General features: G+C 71.8%; 14 protein-coding genes. 2 read left to right on the top strand and 12 right to left on the bottom strand.

The window, feature by feature from the left end:
* Nucleotides 1-39: 39 nt before the first annotated feature.
* The 5 genes from ftsY to OG519_RS25805 all read right to left on the bottom strand — a co-directional run bounded on the left by ftsY (nucleotide 40) and on the right by OG519_RS25805 (nucleotide 7,891).
* Entirely contained in the window at nucleotides 40-1,263 is a 1,224-nt protein-coding gene (ftsY, locus tag OG519_RS25825; protein WP_405588465.1) for a signal recognition particle-docking protein FtsY, read from the bottom strand.
* A 93-nt stretch (nucleotides 1,264-1,356) separates the two neighbouring features.
* On the bottom strand, nucleotides 1,357-2,775 hold the full coding sequence (locus tag OG519_RS25820; RefSeq protein WP_405588463.1) for a sugar porter family MFS transporter: 1,419 nt from the start codon (nucleotides 2,773-2,775) through the stop codon (nucleotides 1,357-1,359).
* 177 nt (nucleotides 2,776-2,952) lie between these two features.
* Nucleotides 2,953-6,789, bottom strand: coding sequence for a chromosome segregation protein SMC (smc, locus tag OG519_RS25815; RefSeq protein WP_405588460.1), 3,837 nt, complete (start codon nucleotides 6,787-6,789; stop codon nucleotides 2,953-2,955).
* 292 nt (nucleotides 6,790-7,081) lie between these two features.
* A complete protein-coding gene (locus OG519_RS25810; RefSeq protein WP_405588457.1) occupies nucleotides 7,082-7,285 on the bottom strand; it encodes a hypothetical protein in 204 nt (67 codons plus the stop codon).
* Nucleotides 7,286-7,609: 324 nt separating this feature from the next.
* Nucleotides 7,610-7,891: an acylphosphatase gene (locus tag OG519_RS25805; RefSeq protein WP_405588454.1), complete on the bottom strand. Its 282-nt coding sequence runs from the start codon at nucleotides 7,889-7,891 to the stop codon at nucleotides 7,610-7,612.
* 234 nt (nucleotides 7,892-8,125) lie between these two features.
* Between OG519_RS25805 and OG519_RS25800 the strand changes: the two genes are divergently transcribed.
* Nucleotides 8,126-9,016: a CAP domain-containing protein gene (locus OG519_RS25800; RefSeq protein WP_405588451.1), complete on the top strand. Its 891-nt coding sequence runs from the start codon at nucleotides 8,126-8,128 to the stop codon at nucleotides 9,014-9,016.
* Nucleotides 9,017-9,154: 138 nt separating this feature from the next.
* Complete coding sequence (locus tag OG519_RS25795) at nucleotides 9,155-9,598, top strand: winged helix-turn-helix transcriptional regulator (protein ID WP_405588449.1); 444 nt, start codon at nucleotides 9,155-9,157, stop codon at nucleotides 9,596-9,598.
* On the opposite strand, the gene mutM is transcribed toward OG519_RS25795, so the two are convergent.
* The 7 genes from mutM to rsmD all read right to left on the bottom strand — a co-directional run bounded on the left by mutM (nucleotide 9,571) and on the right by rsmD (nucleotide 14,646).
* Nucleotides 9,571-10,437, bottom strand: coding sequence for a bifunctional DNA-formamidopyrimidine glycosylase/DNA-(apurinic or apyrimidinic site) lyase (mutM, locus tag OG519_RS25790; protein WP_405588446.1), 867 nt, complete (start codon nucleotides 10,435-10,437; stop codon nucleotides 9,571-9,573). The genes OG519_RS25795 and mutM overlap by 28 nt on opposite strands.
* A gap of 98 nt (nucleotides 10,438-10,535) precedes the next feature.
* Entirely contained in the window at nucleotides 10,536-11,306 is a 771-nt protein-coding gene (gene rnc / locus OG519_RS25785; RefSeq protein ID WP_405588443.1) for a ribonuclease III, read from the bottom strand.
* Between the two features lie 7 nt (nucleotides 11,307-11,313).
* The gene (gene rpmF, locus OG519_RS25780) at nucleotides 11,314-11,487 is read right to left on the bottom strand and encodes a 50S ribosomal protein L32 (protein ID WP_069465182.1); all 174 of its coding nucleotides are present in this window, start codon (nucleotides 11,485-11,487) and stop codon (nucleotides 11,314-11,316) included.
* A gap of 2 nt (nucleotides 11,488-11,489) precedes the next feature.
* A complete protein-coding gene (locus OG519_RS25775) occupies nucleotides 11,490-12,110 on the bottom strand; it encodes a YceD family protein (protein WP_405592992.1) in 621 nt (206 codons plus the stop codon).
* Between the two features lie 178 nt (nucleotides 12,111-12,288).
* The gene (locus OG519_RS25770; RefSeq protein WP_405588439.1) at nucleotides 12,289-13,521 is read right to left on the bottom strand and encodes an ATP synthase F0 subunit B; all 1,233 of its coding nucleotides are present in this window, start codon (nucleotides 13,519-13,521) and stop codon (nucleotides 12,289-12,291) included.
* 10 nt (nucleotides 13,522-13,531) lie between these two features.
* On the bottom strand, nucleotides 13,532-14,011 hold the full coding sequence (gene coaD / locus OG519_RS25765) for a pantetheine-phosphate adenylyltransferase (protein ID WP_405588436.1): 480 nt from the start codon (nucleotides 14,009-14,011) through the stop codon (nucleotides 13,532-13,534).
* Nucleotides 14,012-14,064: 53 nt separating this feature from the next.
* On the bottom strand, nucleotides 14,065-14,646 hold the full coding sequence (rsmD, locus tag OG519_RS25760; protein ID WP_405588433.1) for a 16S rRNA (guanine(966)-N(2))-methyltransferase RsmD: 582 nt from the start codon (nucleotides 14,644-14,646) through the stop codon (nucleotides 14,065-14,067).
* Between the last annotated feature and the right edge of the window lie 47 nt (nucleotides 14,647-14,693).

The following is a 14,693-nucleotide window of genomic DNA, read 5'->3' as shown; positions in this document are numbered from 1 at the left end:
CGTTGGGGGTGGCAGGGGATCCCCCGCCACCCCCAACCGCTACTCCCCGATCAGCGCGTCCACGAAGGCTTCCGGCTCGAAGGGGGCCAGGTCGTCGGCGCCCTCGCCGAGGCCGACCAGCTTCACCGGGACCCCGAGCTCGCGCTGGACGGCGACGACGATGCCGCCCTTGGCGGTGCCGTCGAGCTTGGTGAGGACGATGCCGGTGATGTTCACCACCTCGGCGAAGACCCGGGCCTGGATCAGCCCGTTCTGGCCGGTGGTGGCGTCGAGCACCAGCAGCACCTCGTCCACCGGGCCGTGCTTCTCCACCACCCGCTTGACCTTGCCCAGCTCGTCCATCAGACCGGTCTTGGTGTGCAGCCGGCCCGCGGTGTCGATGAGCACGGTGTCGGCGCCCGCGGCGATGCCCTCCTTCACCGCGTCAAAGGCGATGGAGGCGGGGTCGCCGCCCTCCGGACCCCGTACCGTCCGCGCGCCGACCCGATCGCCCCAGGTCTGGAGCTGGTCGGCGGCGGCGGCCCGGAAGGTGTCGGCGGCGCCGAGCACGACGCTGCGGCCGTCGGCGACCAGGACCCGGGCGAGCTTTCCGGTGGTGGTGGTCTTGCCGGTGCCGTTGACCCCGACGACCAGCACGACGGCCGGGCTCTCCTCGTGGCTCTCGGTGCGCAGCGTCCGGTCGAGCGTCGGGTCGATCAGGGTGAGGAGTTCCTCGCGGAGCAGCGCGCGCAGCTCCTCGGGAGTCCTGGCGCCCTGGACCCGCACCCGGGTGCGCAGCCGCTCGACCAGCTCCTGGGTGGGGGTGACGCCGACATCGGCTGTGATGAGGGTGTCCTCGATCTCCTCCCAGGTCTCGTCGTCCAGCCGCTCCCGGGAGAGCAGGGTCAGCAGACCCTTGCCCAGTGAGTTCTGCGACCGGGAGAGCCGGGAGCGCAGCCGGATCAGCCGGCCCGCGGCCGGTTCCGGCAGCTCGATCGCGGGCGGCGCCTCGGCGGGCGCCTCCTCCACGGCCTCGGGCTCCACGGTCTCGGGCGCGATGGTCGCGCCCGGCAGGGGCACCTCTTCGATGGTCCGGCGGGTTTCTTCCCGCGGTGTCTCGGCCTCGTCCCCGATGTGTGGTTCGGCTGGAGGCTTGGTGATCGTCGGAGTGCGCGGCGGGGCGGGCGGTAGCTGCTGCTTCTTGCGGCGGCTCCCGATCACCAGCCCGCCGGCCCCGAGAATCACGACCAGGGCGATGACGACGACAAGGATCACAATTTCCATAACCACCCCAGTATCAACGACGGCCGCCGGGCATCATCGCACCCGGCGGCCGTCGTGTTCATGACCTTCTGCACAGAGCGGCTTCCGCCGCGGTCAGCCCATCTCTTCGAGAGACTTGCCCTTCGTCTCCTTGACGAACTTCAGTACGAACGGAATGGAGACCACCGCGAAGCCCGTGTAGATGACATAGGTGCCGGAGAGGTTCCAGCTCGCGAGACTGGGGAAGCTCGCGGTGATCGCCCAGTTGGCGATCCACTGGGCCGAGGCGGCGACACCGAGCGCGGCCGCGCGGATCTTGTTCGGGAACATCTCACCGAGGAACACCCAGACCACCACGCCCCAGGACAGGGCGAAGAAGAGCACGAAGACATGGGCGGCGACCAGCGCGACCGTGCCCTGGGTGTTGGGCAGCGTGGCGCCGTGCTTGGCGGAGAAGGCCCACGCCTCGCAGGCCAGCGCGACGGCCATGCCGGTCGAGCCGACCAGCGCCAGCGGGCGGCGGCCGACCCGGTCCACCAGGAGGATCGCGATCACCGTGCCGACGATGTTCACGATCGATGTGGTGAAGGAGTAGAAGAACGAGCTGCTCGGGTCGATGCCGACCGACTGCCACAGGGTGGACGAGTAGTAGAAGGCGACATTGATGCCGACGAGCTGCTGGAACGCGGACAGGCCGATGCCGATCCAGACGATCGGCAGGAAGCCGGCCCGGCCGCCGAGCAGATCCCGGAAGCTCGCCTTGTCCTCCCGGCGCATGGCGTTCTTGATCTCGGCGATCCGCTCGGTGAGCCTGCCCTCGCCGCCCTCGACCTCGGCGAGCACACCGCGGGCCTCGTCCTCCCGGCCGACGGCGATGAGATAGCGCGGCGACTCGGGGATGGCGAAGGAGAGCAGCCCGTAGACCAGCGCGGGCACCACCATGATGCCGAGCATGAGCTGCCAGGCCTCAAGGCCCAGGATCTTGCCGCGCTGCTCACCGTCGGCGCCCCGCAGGATCGCGTAGTTGACGAGCTGGGAGACGGCGATGCCGAGCACGATGCCGGCCTGCTGGAAGGAGGCGAGCCGGCCCCGGTAGGCGGACGGGGAGACCTCGGCTATGTACGCGGGGCCGATCACCGAGGCCATGCCGATCGCGAAGCCGCCGATGATCCGCCACAGGGCCAGTTCCCAGAGCGCGAAGGGCAGCGCGGAACCGACGGCGCTGACGATGAAGACCACCGCGGCGATCTGCATACAGCGGATCCGGCCGATCCGGTCGGCGATGCGTCCGGCGACGGCCGCGCCGATCGCGCAGCCGATCAGCGCGATGGCGATCACCTGGGCGAGGGTCGCCGGGCCGATGTGGTACTTGTCGCGGATGGCCTCGACCGCGCCGTTGATGACGGAGCTGTCGTAGCCGAAGAGAAAGCCGCCCATCGCCGCGGCCGCGGTGATGAAGATGACCCGGCCGAGATGTTCGGGTTTGAGCGGGCTGTCGCCGCTCCTGGCTACTTCCTGAGTGGTGCTCGTCACGGCGGTCTCCTCGGGCTCGGCGGTGAGCCCTCACGTGAGGGTCGGGATGGTCGTGCGGCGACCGTCCTCGCCTCGGCCGTCCATCGAACGTCTTGACCGCTTCAGGGAGAATATGCCGACAGGTTTCCTGCCGGGCGGGGTTCTTCGGGGCGGTTCGCCCAGGTACGGTCCGGATTCTCAGCCGGCCGGCGGGGCGGTGTGCTCGCCCGCCGAAGCCTGGTGCGGGATGACCGACTCGCCGGCGTCCCCGGTATGTACTGTGTCCCCGGCGGCCCCGGCGGCCCCGGCGGCCCCGGCGGCCCCGGCGGCCCCGGCGGCCCCGGCATCGACGGGCGTCATGACGGCCCCGGCATCCACGGGCTCCCTGGCGTCCGGTTCCGCGGTCCGCTGACGGGCCGGCACGGTTCCCGTCGCCTGGGCGGGACGCCGTTTGCCCTCGCGCAGCCGCTGGCTGATCACCTTGGAGACACCGTCGCCCTGCATGGACACGCCGTAGAGGGCGTCGGCCACCTCCATCGTGCGCTTCTGGTGGGTGATCACGATGAGCTGCGAACTCTCCTGGAGCTCCTCCATGATCCGGATCAGCCGCTGGAGGTTGGTGTCGTCCAGCGCCGCCTCGACCTCGTCCATCACATAGAACGGACTCGGCCGGGCCTTGAAGATCGACACCAGCATCGCCACCGCGGTCAGCGACCGCTCACCGCCCGAGAGCAGCGACAGCCGCTTGACTTTCTTCCCCGGCGGCCGCGCCTCGACGTCGACGCCGGTGGTGAGCATGTTGTCCGGGTCGGTGAGCACCAGCCGCCCCTCGCCGCCGGGGAACAGCCGGGAGAACACGCCCTCGAACTGCCGGGCGGTGTCGTGGAAGGCCGCGCTGAACACCTGCTCCACCCGCTCGTCCACGTCCTTGACCACCTGGAGCAGGTCGGCGCGGGTCTTGCGGAGGTCTTCGAGCTGCTCGGTGAGGAACTTGTGCCGCTCCTCCAGCGCCGCGAACTCCTCAAGGGCCAGCGGATTGACCTTGCCGAGCTGCGCGTACGCCTTCTCCGCCGCCCGCAGCCGCTTCTCCTGGTCGGCGCGTACGTAGGAGACGGGCTGGTTGCGCGGGTGCTCGGGGTCGTCGGGCAGCAGCTCGCCCTCGGCGGCCGGCGACGGCGGCACCCTCTGGTCGGGGCCGTACTCGGCGACCAGCCCGGCGGGCTCCATGCCGTGCTCCTCCAGCGCCTTGGCCTCCAGTTGCTCGATCCGCAGCCGCTTCTCGGCGCCGAGCACCTCGCCCTTGTGCACGTCCCCGGTGAGCCGGTCGAGTTCGCCCTTCAGCTCCCGGCCGCGGCGGCGTTCCTGGCCGAGGGCCGCCTCGCGTTCGGTCCTGGCCTGTTCGGCGGTGGCGCGCTCCGCCTCGGCGCGGCCGAGCGAGACCTGGACGCATTCCAGCAGGCCGCGGGCGCCGGCCAGCACGGCGGCGGCGACCGATGCCTCGTAGGCGAGCCGGGCCCGGCGCTGTTCGGCTCTGGCCCTGGTCTCGCGTTCGGCGCGGGCCGCCCGGTCCAGGCCGTCGGCACGTCCGGCCAGCCCTTTGACCCGCTCCTCGTGGGTACGGACCTGGAGGCGCGCCTCCATCTCGGTCTGCCGGGCGTTGGCGCCGTCGGCCGCGAGCCGGTCCCGTACGTAGGTGTCGGGTTCCTCGTCGCCGGGTTCCTCCTGCGCCTCGCTGAGCCGGTAGGAGAGCTCCTCCAGCTCCTCGCGGGCGGCGGCCAGCGCCTCCCGCGACCGTACGACGGCCGCGGCGGCCCGGTCGGCCTCGCCGGCGGCGGCGCGGGCCTGGCCGCCGAACCGGCCGAGCTGCTGGGCGACGGACGCCTTCGCCTTCTCCGCCGCCCGGCGCCGCTGCCCCAGCTCGTCCACGGTCCGCGCGGCGCCGGCCCGGCGTTCCTTGGCCGTCTGCTGCTGGTCCGCGAGTTCGGCGCAGAGCGCTTCGAGCCGGACCAGCTCGGTGGTGGCCTCGTCCACGGCGGCCTGGGTCTCCAGCATGCTGGGCGCCTTCGAGGAGCCGCCCTGCGCGAGGTGCGCGGCCAGTACGTCGCCCTCGGCGGTGACCGCGGTCAGCTCCGGGTGCCGCAGCACCAGCGCCTCGGCGTCGTCGAGCGTGTCGACCACCGCGGTTCGGTCGAGCAGCCGCCCTACGGCGCCGGTCAGCTCGCCGGGTACGGCGATCAGGTCGGCGGCCCAGCGCGCGCCGGCCGGCAGCGGCGGCGGCGCGGATCCGGCGCCGGAGGCGGGCGCGGCCTGGGGAGCGCCGGCCAGCAGCAGGGCGGCGCGGCCGGCGTCGTCCTTGCGGAGCAGCCGGAGCGCCTCGGCCGCCGCCGAGGCTCCGGTGACCGCGACGGCGTCGGCTGCGGCGCCGAGGGCGGCGGCGACCGGGATCTCGTAGCCGGGGGTCACCCGGAGCAGCGCGGCGGCCGAGCCGAGCACCCCGGCGGGCCGGTCGCCGTCCCCACCCAGTAGCGCCCCGGTGCCGTCCTTGCGGCGCAGGGCCGGGGCGAGGGCGTCCCGGCGGGCGGCGACGGCGGCCCGTTGGCGTTCGGCGGCGGTGGCGGCTTCGCGGGCGGCGCTGAACTCCTCGTCGGCCGCGGTCTGCTCGGCCCGCGCGGTCTCGTAGCGGGCTTCCAGTTCCGAGTCGTCGGCGTCGAGGTCCTCGACCTGGGCGCGCAGTTCCTCGTAGTCGGCCTGCGCGGATTCGGCCCGGTCCCGGGCCTCGTCGCTGGCGGCGGTGAGCCGGCCGATCTCGGCGTCGGCGGCGGCCGCCTTGGAGCGGGCCGCGTTGACCTGGCCGTTGAGCCTGGCCAGGCCCTCGCGGCGGTCGGCGATGGCGCGGGCGGCGGCTTTGAGCCGGGTCTCCTCCTCGATCAGCCGGCGTTCGAGGTCCGCGCGGTGGCCGACGGTGTCGTCCAGGGCGCGTTGGGCGGCGTCCAGCGCCTCGGTGAGCTCCGCCTCCTGCTCGCGGATCCGGGCGGCCTCGCGCTCCATGTCCTCGGGGTCGCGGCCCCGGCGCTCCTCCGCGGGCTGGCCGGTGGCGTGGCGGTGCCGCTGTTCGGCCAGGCCGATGGTGCCGCGGACCCGTTCGGACAACTGGGAGAGCGCGTACCAGGTGGCCTGGGCGTCGTTGACCCGCGGGGTGAGGGCCCGCACCTGTTCCTCAAGGCGTGCCTCGCGCCGCAGCGCCTCGGCGAGTTCGGCCTCCACGGCGCCCCGCCGCTCCTTGAGGGCGGCTTCGTCGGCGACCTCGGCCCGCAGTGCCTCACGCAGTGTCACCAGGTCGTCGGCGAGCAGCCGCAGCCGGGCGTCGCGCAGGTCGGCCTGGATGACGGCGGCGCGGCGGGCGACCTGTGCCTGCCGGCCGAGCGGTTTGAGCTGGCGGCGCAGTTCCGCGGTGAGGTCGTTGACCCGGGCGAGGTTGGCCTGCATCGCGTCCAGCTTCCGCAGCGCCTTCTCCTTGCGCTTGCGGTGCTTGAGGACTCCGGCGGCCTCCTCGATGAAGGCCCGGCGGCCCATCGGGTCGGCGTGCAGCACCGAGTCGAGCTGGCCCTGGCCCACGATGACGTGCATCTCCCGGCCGATACCGGAGTCGGAGAGGAGTTCCTGGATATCCAGCAGCCGGCAGGTGTCGCCGTTGATCTGGTATTCGCTGCCGCCATTGCGGAACATGATCCGGGTAATGGTGACCTCGGTGTACTCGATCGGCAGCACGCCGTCGGAGTTGTCGATCGTCAGGGACACCTCGGCGCGGCCGAGCGGGGGGCGGCCGGTGGTGCCGGCGAAGATGACGTCCTCCATTTTGCCGCCGCGCAGCGACTTGGCACCCTGCTCACCCATCACCCAGGACAGCGCGTCGACCACATTGGACTTGCCGGACCCGTTGGGGCCGACGACGCAGGTGATTCCGGGTTCGAAGCGCAGTGTCGTCGCCGAGGCGAACGACTTGAAACCGCGCAGCGTGAGGCTCTTGAGATGCACGCCGGTCGACTCTACTAGGGCTGCTCGGTTTCACCGAGGAATGTGCAGGGCACATCAGACGTAGGGCGGGGCGGTTCCGCGGCAAGGGGAGGCAGCACGGGCGGCCGAAATCGGGATGACATCAGCGCGACACGCCACGGCAGCGCGAAGGCCGCGCGGGAGCATCAGGGCGGGACGGCGGTACATGACCCGGCACAAGACGAAGGGACGCCGAAGCGTCCCTTGTATTGACTGCTGAGGCTGCCGCAGTCCGAGCCGCGATGTCCGACACACCCGTCCGGCTGACGCCGGATCAGGCGGGTACGGGCTCCGCGCGGACTACGTCGAGGCCGCTGAGCAGCGACTCTTCATGCGAGGCGACGGACAGCGTGTCGTTTTCCGCCTGCATCCGGATGAGCTCGGATTCCAGGTCCTGAACACGCTGCTGAAGCCTTCGCATCTCGGCGAGGAGTCGCGGGTCGGGACCGCCGACGTAACCGAGAAGCGCCTTTGCCATGATGGATGGTCCTCCACGCTGAGTGACCGACCGGAAGCGGTTTGGGTCGTGGGTGAGGGTTATTGGTGTGCTGCCTGGTGCTGCGTCTCCCGCACACGGTGTGACAACGCCGTGACCGCCGCTTATCACTCTTGGGGCCACTATGCGCGGGGATTTAAGGGTCTCACCAATACGTGGGACGGTCAACACGATCACAGCCCAGTCACCGGGTGCGCCTCAGAAAACACGGCGCTGACCGCGCCGTGGGCTGCCCGTTGGGCATCGAGATCATCCTCGATAGGGGGCAGCCTGACACGGCGTTCCCCGGATGGCAACAGGTTGTGCTCAGCGGATGTGGAATCCCTGGTAACCGCCCCGGGGCGCCCCCCATATTTCGGTCACTCCCGTGACGTGTCCGGGCGTGTCGCCGTCCCGCAGCCAGTCGAGCAGCTGTTCGCACCGATCGCGGGGACCCTCCGCCACCACCTGGACCCGGCCGTCGTCGAGATTGCTCGCGTAGCCGGACAGGCCGCCGGTCTCCAGCGCGGTGGCCCGGGTCCACCAGCGGAAGCCGACACCCTGCACCCGCCCGCGCACCCAGGCGGTGAGCCGGATCTCTTCACTCATGTTCACTCATGCTCACTCCTGTTCACTCAAGCGCGCACGCTATCCCGTGTCCCGGCGGCATGACGTACCCGCCGGCACATGGGATAGCGAGCCGCCGGATCACGCCCGATCACCGCGTCGCCGAGCAGCATTCGCTACAGTCGCCCCTCGACGGAACTTCACCCGTTCGGGCTACGGACCCGTGGGGGTTCCGGACCGGAACGAACGGCAAGCCGAGCAGTAGAGGAGCGGCAGATGGGGCGTCACAGCCGTCATGTGCAGCCGGCGGCACCGCAGCCCGGCCCCCGCGGCCACCGCGGTGGCCGCAAGCACCACCCGGTACGCACCGGGTTGCTCGCGTCCTCCGCCGCGATGGCGGTCGGCGCGGTCGCCGCGTCGTCCGGGCTGCTGTCGGCGGTGACCGGTTCGCTGCCCTACCAGGACGGCGACGGGGCCAGCACGCAGGCGGACGCGCCCGGGCCCACCGTGCCGGGCAGCGACATACCCTCGCCGCTGAGCGACGGCGCCACGCCGGACGCCGGCGGCGGCACGATCCTGACGCCGGGCAGCGGCACCGCCGGCTCGCCCGGTTCGGCCAAGGCGACGCCCCGGCCGAGCGCCTCACCCACCCGTACCAAGGCGGCGCCCAGCGCGACGGCCCCGACGCCCACCCGCACCACCGCGGCGCCCACCACTCCGGTGGTCACCGTCTCGCCCGCTCCCCCGGCCCGCACCACCCCGGCGAACGCGCCCGCCGCCACCGACGCGGTGACCGCGGCCCGGGCGCAGATCCTCGCGCTGGTCAACGAGCAGCGGGCCACCGCCGGCTGCAAGCCGGTGACGGAGAACTCCGCGCTCGACCAGCTCGCGCAGAACTTCAGCGACGACATGGCGGCCCGCGGCTTCTTCGACCACACCGATCCCGACGGCAACACCCCCTGGGACCGGGCCAAGAAGCTCGGCATCACCAACCTCGGCGGCGAGAACATCGCCCGCGGCCAGGCCGACGCGCAGGCCGTCATGGACGCGTGGATGAACAGCCCCGGCCACCGTGCCAACATCCTCAACTGCGACTACACCACCCTCGGCATAGGCATCCACTTCGGCACCGGCGGCCCCTGGTGGACCCAGGACTTCGGCTTCTGAGCCGTCCGCGGCAGCCGGGACACCGGCGGGCAGCCGGGAAAGCGCCGCCCTGAGGGCAGCGCCGACCGGTCCGGCGGCGCCGGCTGGCGGGCAGCGCGTTCCGGGCGGCCGGCGCGGCGCCACGGTACGCTCGCCGGTATGAGGGAGCCGACCGGCGAGGGCCCGTACGACGGCCCGCGGGACCTGGTGGAGGAGCGGGAGACGGCCGAGCGCGAGGCGGCGTTCAGCGTCTTCGCCCGCGACTGCCCGTCCCGCGTCACCCTGGAGCACGCCACCGGACGCTGGGGCAGCCTCACCCTGTGCGCGCTCGCCGAGGACACGCTGCGCTTCAACGAGCTGCGCCGCCGGGTCGACGGGGTCAGCGAGAAGATGCTCTCCCGGACGCTTCAGGCGCTGGAGCGCGACGGACTGGTCATCCGGGAGGCCCGGCCGGTCAATCCGCCCCATGTCGAGTACCGCCTCAGCCCGCTCGGGACGGACACCGCGACGCGACTGCGCGAGCTGATCGCGCTGGTGGAGGGCCGGATGCCGGAAGTGCTCGCGGCCAGGGGCCGTTACGACGCGGCGCGCGGCACCGGCTGACAGTGCGGGCAGAAGTAGCTGGAGCGGTTCATCCAGGCCCGGCGCCGGATCGGGGTGCCGCACCGGCGGCAGGGCTCGTCCTCCCGGCCGTACACGTTGAGGGACCGGTCGAAGTAGCCGGACTCGCCGTTGACATTGACGTACAGGCTGTCGAAGCTCGTGCCGCCCGCGATCAGGGCGTCGCCCATCACCTCACGGATGTGGGTGAGGAGTTCCTTGGTGCGGGGGCGGGTCAGATCGGCCGTGGGGCGGTCGTAGTGCAGCTTGGCGCGCCACAGCGCCTCGTCGGCGTAGATGTTGCCGACTCCGCTGATCAGTGACTGGTCGAGCAGCGCGCGCTTGACGGTGGTGCGCTTGCGGCGCAGCGCCGCGTGGAAGGCGTCGTCGTCGAAGGCGTGGTCGATGGGGTCGCGGGCGATGTGCGCGAGGGGTTGCGGCAGCTTCTCCGGGTCGCCCGGGATCGTCTCGTGCAGCGACAGGCCGCCGAAGGTCCGCTGGTCCACGAAGCGGAGGTCGGTGTGGTGGCTGTCCTTGAAGGTGAACCGGATCCGCAGATGGGTCTCGGCCGGTGCGACCTCGGGGCGGACCAGGAACTGGCCGCTCATCCCGAGGTGGGCGACGAGGGAGAGGTCGTCGGTGACGGGGAGCCACAGGTACTTGCCCCGGCGGTGGGCCTCGCCGAGCACGGTGCCCTCCAGCGCCCGCGCGAAGTCCGCCGGGCCGGCGGCGTGGCGGCGGACGGCACGGGGGTGCAGCACCGTCACACGGTCGATCGTCCGGCCGCTGGCCCAGCGGGCCAGCCCACGCCGTACGACCTCCACTTCCGGCAGCTCGGGCACGGCTCTCCTCACAACGGGACGCGCCCCGGAGGGGCACGGGGAATTCCGCGCACCCCTCCGGGGCGGGCCTCACGGCCGGCGCCGGCGGGCGGACCCGCTCAGCTCGCCGCGGCGGCGGATGTCTTACGGATACTGCGCCAGGCGGCCTCGGCCGCCTGCTGTTCCGCTTCCTTCTTGCTGCGGCCGGTGCCGGTGCCGTACTCGACACCACCGACGCGGGCGGCAGCCCTGAAGGTCTTCTCGTGGTCGGGACCGGATTCGGTGACACCGTATTCGGGGACCCCGAGGCCCTCGGCCGCGGTGAGTTCCTGCAGGGAGGTCTTCCAGTCCAGGCCCGCGCCCAGGTTGGAGGACTCCTCGATCAGCGGGTCGAAGAGCCGGTGGACCAGTTGGGAGGCCGCGTCGAGGCCCTGGTCGAGATAGACCGCCCCGATCACCGCCTCAAGGGTGTCCGCGAGGATCGACGCCTTGTCCCGGCCGCCGGTTCCCTCTTCGCCCCGGCCGAGCCGGATGAACGCGCCCAGGTCGAGCCCGCGGCTGACCCCTGCCAGGGCCCGCGAGTTGACCACCGCGGCCCGCAGCTTGGCCAGTTGGCCCTCGGGCAGGTCGGGGTGGGTGCGATAGAGGGTGTCGGTGACCACCAGGCCGAGCACGGAGTCCCCGAGGAACTCCAGCCGCTCGTTGGTGGGCAGCCCGCCGTTCTCGTACGCGTACGAGCGGTGGGTCAGCGCACGCACCAGAAGGGCGGGTTCGAGGTGATACCCGAGCCGCCCTTCCAGAAGCGTGTGGGACGAGGCCTTGTCCGTCGCGGTCTGCTGCGACGCCGGAGCGTCGTGCTCGGAGGACGTAGAGGACACTGCGCCTGTCACCCGCCGATCAGACCTCGAGGACCTGACGACGGTTGTAGGTGCCGCAGCTCGGGCACGCGATGTGCTGGAGCTTCGGCTCGTGGCAGCGCTCGCACGCCACCAGGCTCACGGGCGCAGCCTTCCACTGCGAACGGCGGTGGCGCGTGTTGCTGCGCGACATCTTCCGCTTCGGAACAGCCACGGCTACTTCTCCTGGTTCTCGTCGGCGTCGTCTCCGGCGCCGTTCAACTGGTCGGGATCCACGGTCAGATCCTTCAAGGCCGCCCACCGGATGTCGGTGACCTCATGGTGGTGGTCCGGGTCGTCGGCGAGCCGGGCCCCACAGGTGGAGCACAGGCCCGGGCAGTCGTCCCGGCAGACCGGCTGCAGCGGCAGTGCGAGCACCACCGCGTCGCGCAGCACGGGTTCGAGGTCGAAGAGATCGTCCTCGAGTTCAAGCGCGTCCTCGTCCTCGGCGTCGTCACCGGCTTCGTCCTTGCGGGCGGTCCTGGTATCGGCGTCGGGGTAGGAGAACATCTCCTGGAACTCCGCGTCCAGCTCGCGCCGGACGGGCTCCAGACACCTTACGCACTCCCCGGTGACCGGTGCGTGGGCGGTACCGGTGACCAGTACGCCCTCCAGCACCGACTCCAGCCGGAGTTCCAGCTCGACGGTGGCGCCCTCCGGCACCCCGATGACATCGGCCAGGCCGAGGTCCTTGGGGGCGGGCACCGTGCGGGAGACCTTCTTCATCGCACCAGGACGGCGCCCCAGCTCGTGTGTGTCGAACACAAGCGGGTCGCGGTGGTCGAGGCGGGTGTTCAGGGCTTCCTCTTTCGTCGGTGCGGCCCGCTTGTCCCCCTTGGGGGTGGGCAGGCCAAAGCGCCGGGAATTCACACGGCTGGAAGTGACAGGATACTGGACCGGCCGCCCCGGCCCAAAACAGACCGGGGCGGCCCTTCCGGAGCGGGCCGTGCGGGGCCGGGACGGGCCGGGACCGCGGTCAGCGGCCCTGTTCCAGCTCCCGCAACCGGTTGAGGTCGATCATGCCGGTGTCGAAGAAGCTGGTCTCGTCGAGCGCGGCGGGCTGGGCGCCCTGGGCCGGCTGCCCGCCGTAGCCGTCCTGCTGTTGCTGCTGCGGCTGCTGCTGCTGGTACGGGACCACCGCCGCGCCGTCGAAGCCGGGCTGCGCGTACTGCTGGTCGTACCCCTGCTGCCCGGCCTGCTGGGCCGGCTGCTGGCCGTAGCCGTACGACGGATCCTGCGGATACGGCTGCTGCTGGGCGTACGGATCGGTCGCGTATCCGGCCTGGTGGGCGTATTCCTGCTGGTCGTAGCCCTGGCCCTGCTGCTCGTAGCCGTAACCGGCCCCGGCGTCCTGCTGGTAGCCGTAGCCGGCGTCGGGCTGCTGGGGGATGGCGGGCACCTGGGCGGCGGCCGGCTCGTAGCCGTACTGGGCGAGGTCGGCCTGCTCGGGGGCGTGCGGGGCGGCGAGCCCGGCCATGAACTCGGCGTCGCTCTGCCGGGAGGCGGCACCCTCGCCGATGCCGTCGGCGGCGTCCGCGGCGGCCATCTGGGCGGCCAGGTCGTCGATCGGGTTGTGCCCGGTGAGCTTGAGCCGGCCCCGGCCCACCGCCTCCAGGGTCTTGCTGAGCACCGCCTCGAAGGCGCCGAGCTTGGTGTCCACGTACTCGTCGGCGCGCCGGCGCAGCGTCTCGGGGTCGGTGCTGCGCTCGGGGGCGTCCGGGTCGTCCTCGGCGTACTCCTGGCCGTACTGCTCCTCGGCGTACGGGTCGCGGCCCAGCAGCTTCTCCCGGCCGCGGTCGACCGAGCCGATGGTCTTGGTGAGGACCACCTCGAAGTTGGCGAGCTTGCTGTCCACGTAGTCGTCGGCCTCGGCGCGGATCTCGTCGGCCTCACGGCGGGCCTCGGCGATGATCCGGTCCGCCTCGTCCTGCGACTGGCGGGCGATCTGGGTGTCGGAGACCATCGAACCGCGCTCGGCGTGCGCCGAGTCGATGATGCGCTGGGCTTCGGCGCGGGCCTGGCGCACCATCTGCTCGCGGTCGCCGAGCAGTTCCTGGGCCTGGGAGAGGGAGGCCGGCAGCGCCGCGGCGACCTCGTCGAGCATGGAAAGCAGCTCGGCCCGGTTCACCACGCAGGAGGCCGACATCGGCATCGACCGGGCGCCGGCGACGGCTGCCGCGATCTCATCGAGCTTCTTCTGGACGTCCACGACAAAGACTCTACTGCTGCCGGAGTCGGGCGGTGAGCGCCTCCAGCACCGCCTGCGGCACCAAGTGCGAGATGTCGCCGCCCCATTGGGCGACTTCCTTGACCAGACTGGAGGACAGGAAGCTGTAGGCGGGGTTGGTGGGGACGAAGAGGGTCTCCACGCCCGACAGGCCGATGTTCATCTGGGCCATCTGCAACTCGTAGTCGAAGTCGCTGACCGCGCGCAGGCCCTTGACGATGGCGGGGATGTCGCGCTGCTTGCAGAAGTCGACCAGCAGTCCGTGGAAGGCCTCGACCTCGACATTGCCGAGTTCGGCGGTGACCTCCTCGATCAGCGCGATGCGCTCCTCGATGGTGAACAGGCCCTGCTTGGACTTGTTGATCATCACCGCGACGTGCACGGTGTCGTACAGCCGGGAGGCGCGGGCGATGATGTCGAGGTGCCCGTTGGTGATGGGGTCGAAGGACCCCGGACAGACTGCGCGGCGCAAGAGTGGCTCCTCGCTCATGGCGGCTCGGATCGGCTCGGATCGGCTCGACGGGCTCATGACTCGTCGGTAACTTCAGCGGCGAGACCGTACCAAAGCGTCGCCTCGCCGTAGCGCCGGGAACGGAACGCCTCGAAACCGGCCGGCCAGCGGAACTCACCGCCCCGGGTCCTGCGCTCCACGGTGACCAGAGCGGACGGCGTGAGCCAGTCGTTCGTCCGGAGTGTGAGCAGGATCTCCCGCAGGGCCTCGTCGGGGACGTCGTACGGCGGATCGAGGAACACCACGTCGTACGGCTCTTCGGGGGCGGGTCCCGTGACGGTCTTCTCCGCCGTGGCGGCCCGTACGTCCGCGCCGGGCAGCCGGAGCGCCGAAACGTTCTCCCGCACCACGCGGGCGGCGCGCGGATCGGCCTCCACCAGCGTCACCCGCTCGGCGCCCCGGGACAGTGCCTCAAGGCCGACCGCGCCGGAACCGGCGTACAGGTCGAGCACCCTGGCCCCGTGCAGGCTGCCGCGCAGCGACTCCCAGGCGGAGAACATCCCCTCCTTGGCCCGGTCCGAGGTGGGCCGGGTGCCGGTGCCCGGCGGCACGGCGAGGCGCCGCCCTCCGGCGGCGCCGGCGATCACGCGGGTCATGAACTGCTCACGCCGACGAGGTTACCGCGTGCCCACGCCGCCCACGG

Origin of the sequence: Streptomyces sp. NBC_01190 (assembly GCF_045039895.1) — a bacterium.
Taxonomy (GTDB): Bacteria; Actinomycetota; Actinomycetes; order Streptomycetales; family Streptomycetaceae; genus Actinacidiphila.
The sequence above is the reverse complement of the archived record's forward strand: the minus strand, read 5'-3'. Positions and strand labels throughout refer to the sequence as shown.

Bases quoted from the DNA above. Each gene is read 5' to 3' on its own strand.
- rsmD (WP_405588433.1), bottom strand. From the start codon at position 14,646: ATGACCCGCGTGATCGCCGGCGCCGCCGGAGGGCGGCGCCTCGCCGTG.
- OG519_RS25800 (WP_405588451.1), top strand. From the start codon at position 8,126: ATGGGGCGTCACAGCCGTCATGTGCAGCCGGCGGCACCGCAGCCCGGC.
- ftsY (WP_405588465.1), bottom strand. From the start codon at position 1,263: ATGGAAATTGTGATCCTTGTCGTCGTCATCGCCCTGGTCGTGATTCTC.
- OG519_RS25795 (WP_405588449.1), top strand. From the start codon at position 9,155: ATGAGGGAGCCGACCGGCGAGGGCCCGTACGACGGCCCGCGGGACCTG.
- OG519_RS25810 (WP_405588457.1), bottom strand. From the start codon at position 7,285: ATGGCAAAGGCGCTTCTCGGTTACGTCGGCGGTCCCGACCCGCGACTC.
- OG519_RS25805 (WP_405588454.1), bottom strand. From the start codon at position 7,891: ATGAGTGAAGAGATCCGGCTCACCGCCTGGGTGCGCGGGCGGGTGCAG.